Here is a 12,624-nt window from a genome sequence, read left to right as displayed (position 1 = left end):
CAAGGAACGGACGCTTCCTTCGTACTCACCCTCTCGGGCTTTCCTCCGGGCTTTTCCCTTCGGTTCTTGCTGTCTTGCGTTTCCGACTCTATCAGACCGTTTCCCGATCCGATTTCCTCGGTGCTTTCCAGGTTTCCGCTTTCGCGTTTCCCTTTCCGGCGAGTCCGACTCTATCAGATCCTTTCGGGCCTGATTCCCAGTCAGTGGGGCTTGTCTTCCCGGCTGTTGGGCCGTTCCGACGTCTCAAACCTTAGCCGATCCTCTCGGCGATTCCCAATCGGGCCGCTGAGCTCCATCGAGCCTCATTCGAATTGAATTCGGGCACACCGAAATCACCCCGGATGGGAGATCGTTCTGATGGTTTGGTTTGCCGCTGCTGCGGCGGAGGTGCTGCCGCAGAACCGTTACGGCCCCGTGGCAACCCGAAGAACTCTACGGATCGGGGAGGGGGATGTCAAGCATCCCCTGTCTCGCCCTGTCAAGATCTTTAGTCGAGGTCGCTGAGGCGTCCGCCGGCGTCCGGCTGCGAGTGCTCCACCCGGCGCAGAAGACGGGTGAGGACGTCGCCGAGACTCGCGCGTTCCTCCCGGGAGAGGTCCTGGAGGAGGTCCTCCTCGAAGACAGTGGCCAGGCGCATGGCTTCCAGCCACTTCTCGCGGCCCTCGTTCGTCAGTCCCACGATCACGCGGACCCGGTTGGACTCGTCGCGCTCCCTGGTGACCAGACCCTCCCCCACCATCCGGTCGATCCGATGGGTCATCGCGGCCGGCGTCAGGCCCAGCCGCTTCGCCAGGTCGCTCGGGCCCAGGCGGTACGGGGCACCGGAGAGCACCAGCGCCTTGAGGACCTCCCACTCGGCGTTGCTCATGCCGAGCGTCGCGGTCTGGCGTCCGTACGCGACGTTCATACGGCGGTTCAGTCGCCCGAGGGCCGCGACGATCTTCTCGACCTGGGGGTCCAGGTCTCTGAACTCGCGCTGGTAGGCGGCGATCTGCTCATCGAGCGTCGGCTCGCCGACGGCGGTGGTGTCACCCATGAACGCAGTGTCCCATGCGACCGCTTGGTGTCGAAGTACTTCGAGGTGTATTGTTCAAATCTCAATTTTAGCTTCGAAGTCTTCATGTCTAACCCCTTCGGTTCGCGTAGGACTTCTCGATCAAGGACAGGTGAAAGTGACCAGGGCGATGGGCGCGGAGATGCGCCGGATCCATGTGGGCAACGCACTCAGCGCGTTCGGGCTCGGCTTCACCGTCCCCTACCTGTACGTCTATGTGGCGCAGGTACGGGGACTGGGAGCCATGACGGCGGGTCTCGTGCTCGCCGTCTTCGCCGTGGCGGCGCTGATCGTGCTGCCGTTCGCCGGGCGGGCCATCGTCCGGCGCGGCCCGCTGCCGGTGCTGCTCGTCGCCCTGGTCACCGCGGCTGTCGGCGCGCTGGGCCTCGGGCTCGCCGCCAACGCGACCGCCGTACTCCTGGCCGCTGTGGCGCTGGGGGCCGGGCAGGCCGTGATGCAGCCGGCGCTCGCGACGATGATCGTGGACGTGTCGTCGGCGGAGACCCGGTCCCGGGCGTTCGCCACCCAGTTCTTTCTGCAGAACTTGGGGCTCGGCGTCGGTGGGCTCATCGGTGGGCATCTCGTGGACACGAGCCGGGTCGGCTCCTTCACTCTTCTGTTCTCCATCGAGGCGGCGATGTTCCTGCTGCTCGCCGTGATCATGGCGACGGTGCGGCTGCCTCGTTCACCGAGGATCGACGGTGCTCCGGCTCAGGCCAGGGGCAGCTGGAAGCAGCTGCTCGAGAACCGGGCGATGGTGCAGCTGCTGGTGCTGGGCTTCGTACTCTTCTTCGCCTGTTACGGGCAGTTCGAGTCCGGGCTGAGTGCGTACGGGGTCGAGGCGGCCGGGATTTCGACGTCCGCGCTCGGTTCGGCGCTGGCGGCGAACACCGCGGTGATCGTGGTCGCGCAGTTCGCGGTGCTCAGGTTCGTCGAGCGGCAGAAGCGGTCCCGGGTGATCGCGGCCGTGGGGATCCTGTGGGCCGTGGCGTGGGGCGTGGCCGGGTATGCGGGGCTGGGGCACGGCAGCCAGGCCATGGCGACCGCCGCGTTCGTGTCGACGTACGCGCTGTTCGGGCTCGGGGAAGCCATGCTGTCGCCGACCGTCGCGCCCCTGGTTGCCGATCTGGCGCCGGCCGGGCTGGCGGGGCAGTACAACTCGGCGTTCGCCCTGGTGAAGCAGCTCGCGCTGGCGGTCGGTCCGGCGGTGGGCGGGCCGCTCGGGGCCTCGCTGCACGGGCCGTACATCGTGATGTTCCTGCTGTTCTCGCTGGGGATCAGCGTGCTCGCCGTACGGCTGGGACGGCAGCTGACTCCCGTACAGAATCAGCCCTCTCTGGTGCGGCGGAGTCGGGTGGTCGCGCAGGGTGGGGCTCCGGTGGAGTCCGCGGTGCCTACTACGTAGTAGTAGGCACGGGCGGCGGCCTCTGCTTGTCAGCGGGTGGCTGTGGCCAGGGTCGAGGTGAAGGGGAGGGTGGCCGAGCCGTCGGGGTTCGTGTGGGGGGACAGGGCCTCGCGGATCGTTTCCGCGGCCTCGGTGAATCGGGCCGGGCCGCCCGCCTCCTCGATCGACTGGCCCCAGGGGACGGCCGCCAGGTGGCCCGTGACGAAGTCCGCGAGGTCCGGGAAGGCGATCGCGAAGGTCACCTCGCGGGTCGTGATGTCGTGGAAGCCGGCGCTGGTCAGGGCGGCGGTGAGGCGGTCGGCGGGGCAGGAGAGGGACGTGGCGAAGCGGGCCTGTGCCTCCGGGCCGCCGTGTTCGTCGACCGCCTTGAGCTGGGCGGCGAAGTACGGGGTGCGGTCCGCGGGCGGGGTCCAGGACGTGACGGCGAGACGGCCGCCCGTACGGGTGACGCGGGCCGCTTCGGCGAACGCGGCTTCCAGGTCGGGGAAGAACTGGACGCCCTGTTGGCACAGGACCACGTCGAACGAGTCGTCCGGGTACGGGAGTTTGTCCGCCGGGGCTTGGGTGAACTCGATGTCCGGGTACATCCGGGGTGCGTTGCGCGCGGCGGTTCTGAGCATGTCCTCCAGGAGGTCGGCGGCGGCCACGTGGCCGGTGGGGCCGACCTGGGCGGCGGCCGCACGGGCGACGAAGCCGGTGCCGCAGGCCAGGTCGAGGACCTGGGCGCCCGGGAAGAGGTCGGCGGCCTCGACGACCTCGGTGACGAAGGGCGCCATCATCAGGGCGCTGTAGCGCTCGTAGTGCTCCGTGGCGGTGTGGGTGGCGGTGTCTTTGAGGGGGAAACCTGTGAGATCTGCCATGCAGGAGCTACTAGCAGGCGGTTGAGGGTTCGCCTAGGGGACGCGCGGCCGGGGTTCCGTCATTTGGCGCCCGGCAGTACGAACTCGCACCACACCGCCTTTCCGCCGCCCGGGGTCCGGCGGGCGCCCCAGCTGGTGGCGACCGTCGCGACGATGGCGATGCCCCGGCCCGATTCGTCGCCGGGTTCCGCCGTGCGGCGCAGGGGGAGGTGGTCGTCGCCGTCCGTCACCTCGACGATGAGGCGGCGGTCGGTGCGGCGCAGGCGCAGGCGCATCGGGGGTGTGCCGTGCTGGAGGGAGTTCGCGACGAGTTCGCTGGCCGCCAGGACGCCCACGTCGTGCAGTTCGGTGGGGAAGCGCCAGCTCGTCAGGACGCCGGAGGCGAACGCACGCGCGCGTGGGGCCGCTTCGATGCCACCGAGGAGTTCCAGGGCGGCGTTGCGGAACAGGTCGCCGTCGGGGCCGGTGCGGGCCGGGTGCTGGAGGACCAGGACCGCCACGTCGTCGTCGTGGTCCGCGGTGACGCCGGCCGAGCGGACCAGTCGGTCGCAGACGACCTGGGGGCTGCCCGTGGCGCCGGAGAGGGCCCGTTCCAGGGAGGCGATGCCCTCGTCCAGGTCCTCGTTGCGGCGTTCCACCAGGCCGTCGGTGTAGAGGACCGCTGTGGAGCCCGGGGTCAGCGGGATCGAGCCCGAGGCGTGCATCCAGTCGCCCGTGCCGAGGGGTGGGCCGGTGGGTTCGTCGGCCCGTTGGACGACCCCGCTCTCGTCGCGGACCAGGATCGGGAGGTGGCCCGCGGAGGCGTACACCAGTTTGCCTTCGTTGGGGTCGTGGACGGCGTACACGCAGGTGGCGATCTGGTTGGCGTCGATCTCCGCGGCGAGGCCGTCGAGGAGCTGGAGGACCTCGTGCGGGGGGAGGTCGAGGCGGGCGTACGCGCGGACCGCCGTACGGAGCTGGCCCATGACCGCTGCCGCGCGCACTCCTCGGCCCATGACGTCGCCGATGACGAGGGCTGTGCGGCCGCCGCCGAGGGTGATGACGTCGTACCAGTCGCCGCCCACCGCCGCTTCCGTGCCGCCGGGGTGGTAGACGGCGGCCACGCGGAGGTCGTCCGGTTCCTCGAGTTCCTGGGGGAGGAGGGAGCGCTGGAGGGTCACCGCGGTCTCGCGCTGGCTGCGTTCGCTGGCGCGCAGGCGTTCGGCGGCCTCGGCGTGGTCGGTGACGTCGGCGGCGAAGATGAGGACCCCGCCACTCCCTTCGGGAGTGGCCGTCACCTCGATCGGGGTGCAGGTGACGGTGTACGAGCGCCCGCTGGGCGCCTTGCGGGACTTGACCGTGCGGGGCTTGGAACTGCGCAGGACCTGGTCCAGGAGGGGCAGCAGGCCCAGTTCGTCGAGTTCGGGGGCCGCGTCGCGCGCGGGGGCGCCCTCGGGGCGTACGCCGAAGGCCGCCGTGTAGGCGTCGTTGACGTACGCGATGCGGTGGTCGGCGCCGTGGACGAGGGCGACCAGGGCCGGGATGCGGTCGAGGACCTCGCGGGTGGGCAGGTCGTCGACCGCGGGAGCGCAGGGCGTCCCGTCGGTGAGCTGCTCGGCGCGGGCGGCGGGGACGGAGCCGGGGCCCGAGCCGGAGCTCTCGCCGAGCCGGTCCGGCAGCCGGTCCGGAGTGATCGTGTGATCGGTCCGCGCTGCGGCGCGGCGCTGCGTTCCGGGAAGTCGGGCGCTCCAGCGCGTGAAGTTCACGAATCCTTGCCTCGTGTTTGTCGGCACAGGCCGGCAGCGGGTCGGCCGGAGGTACGGGGGGTGTCCCCCGGGAGATTGAGCACTTACGGAAAGCCTCGTGGGTAGAGAAGGTAGCTGGAGAAGGGATGTGCGGCGAGGACGTGGAGTTAGTCTGGCAGGGCGGTCGAGCGGGCCGACATCCTTCAGACGTCGGCCGCGTCGGCGGAGTTCCTGAATCGGGTCAGGACGACCCCTTCGGGTCCTGGTTCGGTTTCTGGTTCGGGTTCTGGGAAGTCTTTCCACCGGCCGCGAGTTCGAACTCCGCACGGGGATGTTCGAGTGAACCCAGGGAAACGATCTCCCTCTTGAAGAGGCCCGACAGGGTCCATTCGGCGAGCACCCGGGCCTTGCGGTTGAAGGTGGGCACCCGGCTCAGGTGGTAGACGCGGTGCATGAACCAGGCCGGGTAGCCCTTCAGCTTGCGCCCGTAGACGTGTGCGACGCCCTTGTGGAGTCCCAGGGAGGCTACTGAACCGACGTATTTGTGGGAGTACGTTTCGAGCGGTTCGCCCCGCAGGGAGTGGGCGACGTTGTCGCCGAGGACCTTGGCCTGGCGGACCGCGTGCTGGGCGTTGGGGGCCGTCTCCTTGCCGGGTTCCGCGGCCGTGACGTCGGGGACGGCCGCGGCGTCTCCCGCCGCCCACGCGTGCGTGGTGCCCTCGATCCGCAGCTCGGCGGTGCACCTGAGGCGTCCGCGCTCGTTCAGCGGGAGGTCGGTCGCGGCGAGCAGGGGGTGGGGTTTGACGCCGGCGGTCCACACGACCGTACGGGTGGGGAAGCGGGCGCCGTCGCTGAGGACGGCGACGCGGTCCGCGCAGGAGTCGAGGCGGGTCTCCAGGCGTACGTCGATGTTGCGGCGGCGCAGCTGCGTGACCGTGTACTTGCCCATCTCCTCGCCGACCTCGGGCAGGATGCGGCCCGAGGCCTCGACGAGGATCCACTTCATGTCCTCGGCCTTGACGTTGTGGTAGTACCGCGCGGCGTAGCGGGCCATGTCCTCGAGCTCGCCGAGCGCCTCGACGCCCGCGTAGCCGCCGCCCACGAAGACGAAGGTCAGGGCGGCGTCACGGATCGCGGGGTCGCGGGTGGAGGAGGCGATGTCCATCTGTTCGATGACGTGGTTGCGCAGGCCGATGGCCTCTTCGACCGTCTTGAAACCGATGGCGTGTTCGGCGAGGCCGGGGATCGGCAGGGTGCGGGAGACCGAGCCGGGGGCCAGGACGAGTTCGTCGTACGTCAGTTGCTGGGCGCCCGTTCCCTCCTCCGCGGTGGCGAGGGTGGTGACGGTCGCGGTGCGTTTGGCGTGGTCGATCGCGGTGACCTCGCCGACGACGATCCGGCAGCGGTCGAGGACCCGGCGCAGCGGTACGACGACATGGCGGGGTGAGATGGAGCCCGCGGCCGCCTCCGGGAGGAACGGTTGATAAGTCATGTACGGGTCCGGAGTGACGACTGTGATGTCGACCTGGCCCCGTTTCAGCTCCTGCTGGAGCTTCCGCTGGAGGCGCAGGGCCGTGTACATCCCGACGTAACCGCCGCCGACAACGAGAATGCGCGCACGTTCCTTCACCATCCCATGACGCACCCAGCGCTCGCGTTTGTCCACAGGCCCGACAATTTGTGTGACCGGCGGGCGGTGGGCCGCAACGTTGCCCGAATCGTCGCCGCTCGGGGCAGGACCGCAGGTCAGCGGGTGTGAGACGGGTAACAGGAGGGGGTGCATCCGGGACGTAACCGACACCTACTCCGATCGGGCGGCCCCCCGTGCGGAACGCGCCCCTTCTGAATTGACCCTCGCTCAACTATGTTCTTAGGTCGACGGGGTGTAGGGGGATGCGCTCTTTCGGGTCCGCTCCGCGACGGGTGGGCCCGTGGCTCAGTGCTGGTTCCGTACGCTCCGGCTGCCAATGGCGGGGAGTCTCCGGGGGGAGACGTCATTACCGGGGGAACATTATGCACATTCAGGATTCTCGTTGGTCATCCGCGTCAGCCATCGCACCAGGCGGACCGGTAGGAGCGGCGGCGGGCAACGGACGCGGTGACTCATCGCGTACGGCGCCGCTGCGGGTGGACGCACAGCGCAATCTGGAACATGTACTGCGTGCGGCACGTGAGGTCTTCGGCGAGCTGGGGTACGGCGCGCCGATGGAGGACGTGGCACGGCGTGCGCGGGTGGGTGTCGGCACGGTGTACCGGCGCTTCCCGAGCAAGGACGTCCTGGTCCGGCGGATAGCCGAGGAGGAGACCTCCCGGCTGACCGACCAGGCCCGTGCGGCGCTCGGGCAGGAGGACGAGCCGTGGTCGGCGCTGTCGCGCTTCCTGCGGACGTCGGTGGCCTCGGGCGCCGGACGGCTGCTGCCGCCGCAGATACTGCGGGTCGGCGTCAGCGACGACGACGTTTCCGATGTCTCGGGCGGCTCGGGTGACCTCGGCCTCGACGAGGCACGGGTGCCGCAGCAGCGGACGCAGCCTGCGGGTGCCGGTTTCACCACCGGGGAGCTGCGGCTGGTGTCCGACGACGCCACGGCGGCCGCGGTGGCGGACGACCCGGGTGCGGCGGCGCTGCTCGACGTGGTGGGCCGGCTCGTGGAGCGGGCGCGCGAGGCGGGTGCGCTGCGGCCGGACGTGTCGGTGTCGGACGTACTGCTGGTGATCGCGACGGCGGCACCCTCGCTGCCGGACGCCGCTCAGCAGGCGGCGGCCTCTTCGCGGCTGCTGGACATCCTGCTGGAGGGGCTGCGGTCGCGACCCGTATGACGTTCAGGTCGTTCACGTAGGTGTCGGTCGGGTGTTCCCCGTTCGGGTGAACGCTGGTACCTCGTTGCGGGAAGTCCCCACGGACGAGTGGTTGGTTCGTCGGGGACTCCCTGAACAAAAGCCAATATGGGACTCTGGCCCGGTGTTCGGGACTCGATGTGCTGGCAGCTGTGCAGGCGGCAGGGGCTTTCCGCGATGAGCGTTGACGGGCGGGACGAGTCACCGGGTGACGCGGAGGCGGTCGGCGGGCCGGCCTCGCCGCAGGTGCCGAACCAGGGCGGGCCGGGCGGCGCGCAGGGCACCGTTCATGGAGGCGTCCAGTATCTGGGCGGCTCGCTGGACGGTTCGGAGAGCACCGTCCCGGCGCAGCGTGATGGTGGTGTGCTGCCGCCGCCCATCGAGCTGCCGCCGTCCGACACCGACCTGATCGGGCGGATGCGCTCGGGCGACGACACGGCGTACGAGGAGCTGTACCGGCGCCACGCCGACGCCGTACGCCGGTACGCGCGCACGTGCTGCCGTGACGGCCACACCGCAGACGACCTCACCGCCGAGGTCTTCGCCCGCATGCTCCAGGCGGTACGCGGCGGCTCCGGCCCGGAGTACGCCGTACGTGCCTATCTGCTCACCACCGTCCGCCGGGTCGCCGCGAACTGGACGACGTCGGCGAAGCGTGAGCAACTGGTCGACGACTTCGCGGTGTTCGCCACGCAGGCCGCGCGCGGCTCGGAGATGTCCGCGCTGTCCGCCGACAACGACACCCTGGACCTGGGCGCCGACGTGCGCGCGATGCACGAGGCCGAGCGGTCCATGGCCATGCAGGCGTTCCGGTCGCTGCCCGAGCGGTGGCAGGCCGTGCTGTGGCACACCGAGGTCGAGGACGAGTCGCCGAGCGAGGTCGCCACCCTGTTCGGGCTCGACGCCAACGGCACGCGCGTGCTCGCCAGCCGGGCCCGGGAAGGACTCAAGCAGGCCTACCTCCAGGCCCACGTCAGCGCGACGCTCGTCACCGACGAGGAGTGCTCCCGGTACGCCGACCGGCTCGGCGCGTACGCGCGCGGGGGGCTGCGCACCCGGGCCGAACGGGGGCTGCGCAAGCACCTGGAGGAGTGCGCCAAGTGCCGGCTGGCCGCGGGCCAGATCAAGGAGGTCGCGAGCGGTATCCCCGCCGTCGTGCCGATCGCGGTCATCGGCTGGTTCGGCGCCGCCGGGTACGCCAAGGTGGCCGCGCTGGTCGCCGGGGGCGCCGGAGCGGGAGCGGTGGGTGTCGGCGGGGCGGCGGCGGCAGCGGCGGGCGGTTCGTCGTCGTCCGGTGGGGGTGGTGGTGGCGCGGCGGTCTCGGAGGGGCTGGGGGCGCCGGTGAAGGCGGGGATCGCGGCGGGGGTTGTCGCTGTGGGGATCGCGGTGGTGGTGTTCGCGGTGGCGGGGGATGAGGTTTCGAAGCAGTCGGTTGCGCGGCCGTCGGGGCCGGCGTCCGCGCCGGTGGTGCGGCCGGGGGTGCCTACGCCGCCGGCTGCGCCGCCGCGCCCTGCTCCGCCTGAGGAGGGGGCCGTAGCGGCGCCGCCTGCGGTGGTGCCGGCTTTGGTGCCCAAGCCGGCCTTCAGTCCCGGTTCCAGTCCCAGGCCCACGCCGACTCCTACACCGTCCCCGGCACCGACCCTTGCGCCCGCTCCGAAGACGTCCCCGAGTCCTACGCCGACGCCGTCTTCGCCCCCGCCCCCGGCGCCCGTCCCTAGTCCGACTCCGACTCTGCCGCCGCCCGCCCCTGCCGACTTTCAGTGGAACGAGCTGCGGTACGGCGTTCTCGGTGATGGCACCAAACCTGAGATGCGGCTCGGTGAGAGCAGTTGGGTGTGGCAGCGGTGGGGGGTGTCGATCGCGGACAAGCAGTACGAGCACGGGGTGACCGTTCACGGGGAGTCGTCGGTCACCATCGATCTCAATCGGGAGTGCGTCTCGTATGACGCGCTGGTGGGGGTTGACGATCTGACGCTCGGGCTTGGTGCGGTTCGGTTCTCGGTGTTTGCCGATGGGGAGCGTGTTTGGCGGTCCGAGGTGGTTCAGGGTGGGCAGGGGGCCGTGCCTGTTCATGTCGATCTGACCGGGCGTAAGACGATTCGCCTGGTCGTGGAACCGCATTCGGCGTTTGACTCGGTGGCGCTTGCGGACTGGGCGGAGTCCCGGTTCATGTGTCGGTGAGGGGGGGGTGGTTGGGTGTTTTCGCCCCCGCCGCCCCTACCCGTCCCATCACTGGGGGCTGCCGCCCCCAGACCCCCGCTTTCGGCCCTGAACGGGCCTCGTCCTCAAACGCCGGACGGGCTGAAATGCGGGCCGGAACTGGAGGTTCGGGCCTGTCTCGTCCTCAAACGCCGGACGGGCTGGTTGGGGCGCCCGCGCCCAATGCGCCCCTTTGTGGGCGGATTCCCGCCGGTACCGCTCGTTGGCGGGCCGGGGTGCCTGTCCAGCAGGTGCCTCTGCGGGAGAGTAGGCGGCGTAGCCAGACCTCCAGGGAGACCAGGTCTGCCAGGCCGTCCAGGGGGAGGGGTTCGCCTTCCGCCGTCGCTCTGATCGCCTTGCGGACGACTCGCGCCTCGACCAGGCCCGCCTCCGCCAGCAGCGGGGTGTCGAACAGGGTCATCAGGTGTGCCGCCGACACCCGCAGGCCCGTCCGTGACGCCGCGTTCGCCGACGCCTGGGACGGGGCGCCCCAGCCGGGGGGCAGGTCCGCGACGCCGGCGCCTTCCAGGACCGTACGGAGGATGGACGCCCTGGCGCCGGGCTGGACGCGCAAGGCTTCCGGGAGGGCCCTGCACGCGCGTACGACCTGGTTGTCCAGGAACGGTGTGTGGAGGCGCTGGAAGCGGATCTCCGCGGCCTGTTCCAGGACGCGTACGTCCGCCGCCTGGCGGGCCAGTGCCGCACGCGCGCGGAAGTCGCCGGGGCGTTGGCCGGGGCCCACGCCGGCGCCCGCGCGGTCCGTCGCCCAGTTGAGGCGAACCGATACTTCAGCGAGCGCCTCACCGGTCAGCCAGCGTGCCGCCGGGCCCGGTCTCGCCCAGGTGAGTGCGGCCAGCGAGGCCCCCACCGCGCCGCCGGGCTCGTCGAACCTGCGCTGCATCAGGCGGTCGGACAGATGCTCTATGCCGGCGCGGTAGGGCGTACGGGCGAGCTTGCGGGCGGCGCCGTACACGCGCGCGGGGACCATCACCGAGCCGTCGGCCTTCGCGAGGGCCGCCACCGGGCGGACCAGGTGCCGTCGTTTGCGGTCCATCAGGAGGTCGGCGAGGCGGGCCGGGTGGGCGTCCAGCACCTGCCGGGCGCCGTAGCCGGTGAAGTGGTCCGCGCTGCCCGAGGCCAGGCGGGCGCGGTGCCGTGCCGCCGTCACCAGGGACGGGCCCGGCTCGTCGGTCAGCGGGCCCTCCAGGTCGGCGTACGGCAGGACGTCCTCGCCGCCCGGCACCACCACGTGGTGCAGGCGCGGGTTGGCCGCCAGGGCGCCCGCCCGTTCGAGTTCGGCCTCGCGCCCGCCCACCACCAGGTCGTTGAACGTCACCGCCACGAGCCGCTCCCCCGCGCCCGTGCCGTGGCCCAGAACCGTCCCCGGCATGCCCGGCAGCCCGGCCGCCAGGAGTGCGAGCGTCCCCGAGGCGGGGCCGCCGGACAGGTCGGCTCCTATCCCGGGTACGGGCATTCCGCGCGCCGCCCGTCGTTCCGCGGGGCCCATCCCGGGCACCGGGCCGGGGTCCATGTTGGCGTCGGGTACATGGCGGGGGGCGGACAGCCGGGCGCGTACCGCCTCGACCAGCGCGTCCCGTACGCCGTCCACCGCGCTGTCGGGGTCCACGGAGGCCGCCGCGACCGCGAGGGAGGCGACCGGTTCGTACCCGGCGATCTCGCGCGCCCCGGCGCGCAGGATCAGCGCATGGCCGGGTGGAATGCGCCGTACGCCGTCGTAGGGGGTCGAGTCGTGCAGCGCGGCCGGTACGTCGGGGGCCGCGAGAAGGGCGGCGAGGTGGCCGAAGTCGAGGTTGGCCTCGATGAGGTCGGCGAGCGGGAGGGCCGCCGTCGCGTAGGCCGTGCCACCCGCCCACGGGGTGTAGAACACCGGGCGCGCGCCCGCCAGATCGCCGCAGACCATGAGCCGGCGGCCCACCTGGACGATCGCCGTGTAGCTGCCCGGCCAGGCCGTCAGATGGCGAAGTGCCCCTCCGCGGGCGGCGAACAGGGCGACCCTCAGCTGTTCGTCGGTGGCTCCGCAGGTGCCCAGGACCGCTATGCGCGTCTGCTCGTCGGCCCGTACGACGCGCACCTCGTCGGGACGCCAGTCGCCGACCGCCCAGAGCGGATCCGGGTCTCCCCAGATGAGTTGGGAACCGACCGGGTGGACCGTCTCACCGTCATGGCCGGTCGCCCCGGCCGCGTAACCCGCCCCGGCCGAGTATCCGTTTCCGGACCCGTTCCCGTTGCCGATTCCGGCCCCGTCGGACGCGTAACTGCCAGGACCTGTCGTGTATTTGGCGGCCACAGCTGCGGTGCTGCTCCATCCCACCAACCACCGCATCGACGCCTCCACAGGCTGTGGACAACCAGTGCACGGTACGAACTCGGCACCATGCTGCCATGAAGGACGCGTCCAGGAGGGACGGCGGAGCCGCTCGCGCTCCCCGAAATGCGCCCCTGCGAACTCCTGTGCACCCCCTGGAACATGCCCAGGCGGCGTCGAAGGCACGCGCGGATCAAGGGTGTTGGGTGGGAGAAGGGGGT

General features: G+C 71.1%; 8 protein-coding genes. 3 read left to right on the top strand and 5 right to left on the bottom strand.

From position 1 onward, the window contains the following. Positions 1–487 precede the first annotated feature (487 nt). The gene (locus ABZ855_RS32670) at positions 488–1,036 is read right to left on the bottom strand and encodes a MarR family transcriptional regulator (RefSeq protein ID WP_360813036.1); all 549 of its coding nucleotides are present in this window, start codon (positions 1,034–1,036) and stop codon (positions 488–490) included. A gap of 148 nt (positions 1,037–1,184) precedes the next feature. Between ABZ855_RS32670 and ABZ855_RS32665 the strand changes: the two genes are divergently transcribed. Further along, positions 1,185–2,459: an MFS transporter gene (locus ABZ855_RS32665; RefSeq protein ID WP_360813056.1), complete on the top strand. Its 1,275-nt coding sequence runs from the start codon at positions 1,185–1,187 to the stop codon at positions 2,457–2,459. Positions 2,460–2,488: 29 nt separating this feature from the next. Here ABZ855_RS32665 and ABZ855_RS32660 read toward each other — a convergent pair whose 3' ends face one another. From ABZ855_RS32660 to ABZ855_RS32650, 3 genes are all read right to left on the bottom strand, one after another. Further along, positions 2,489–3,319: a methyltransferase domain-containing protein gene (locus tag ABZ855_RS32660; RefSeq protein ID WP_360813034.1), complete on the bottom strand. Its 831-nt coding sequence runs from the start codon at positions 3,317–3,319 to the stop codon at positions 2,489–2,491. Between the two features lie 59 nt (positions 3,320–3,378). After that, the gene (locus ABZ855_RS32655) at positions 3,379–5,064 is read right to left on the bottom strand and encodes a SpoIIE family protein phosphatase (protein ID WP_360813032.1); all 1,686 of its coding nucleotides are present in this window, start codon (positions 5,062–5,064) and stop codon (positions 3,379–3,381) included. Positions 5,065–5,284: 220 nt separating this feature from the next. Next, on the bottom strand, positions 5,285–6,676 hold the full coding sequence (locus tag ABZ855_RS32650; RefSeq protein WP_360813030.1) for an NAD(P)/FAD-dependent oxidoreductase: 1,392 nt from the start codon (positions 6,674–6,676) through the stop codon (positions 5,285–5,287). 380 nt (positions 6,677–7,056) lie between these two features. Here ABZ855_RS32650 and ABZ855_RS32645 point away from each other — a divergent pair, with 380 nt between their 5' ends. Then, the gene (locus ABZ855_RS32645; protein WP_360813028.1) at positions 7,057–7,860 is read left to right on the top strand and encodes a helix-turn-helix domain-containing protein; all 804 of its coding nucleotides are present in this window, start codon (positions 7,057–7,059) and stop codon (positions 7,858–7,860) included. Positions 7,861–8,055: 195 nt separating this feature from the next. Then, complete coding sequence (locus ABZ855_RS32640) at positions 8,056–10,059, top strand: sigma-70 family RNA polymerase sigma factor (protein ID WP_360813026.1); 2,004 nt, start codon at positions 8,056–8,058, stop codon at positions 10,057–10,059. Positions 10,060–10,222: 163 nt separating this feature from the next. Here the strand turns inward: ABZ855_RS32640 and ABZ855_RS32635 are convergent, their stop codons facing one another. Next, positions 10,223–12,421: an asparagine synthase-related protein gene (locus tag ABZ855_RS32635; RefSeq protein ID WP_360813024.1), complete on the bottom strand. Its 2,199-nt coding sequence runs from the start codon at positions 12,419–12,421 to the stop codon at positions 10,223–10,225. Positions 12,422–12,624: the final 203 nt, after the last annotated feature.

The sequence above is a fragment of the Streptomyces sp. NPDC047042 genome (genome assembly GCF_040644035.1).
GTDB lineage: Bacteria > Actinomycetota > Actinomycetes > Streptomycetales > Streptomycetaceae > Streptomyces.
The sequence above is the reverse complement of the archived record's forward strand: the minus strand, read 5'-3'. Positions and strand labels throughout refer to the sequence as shown.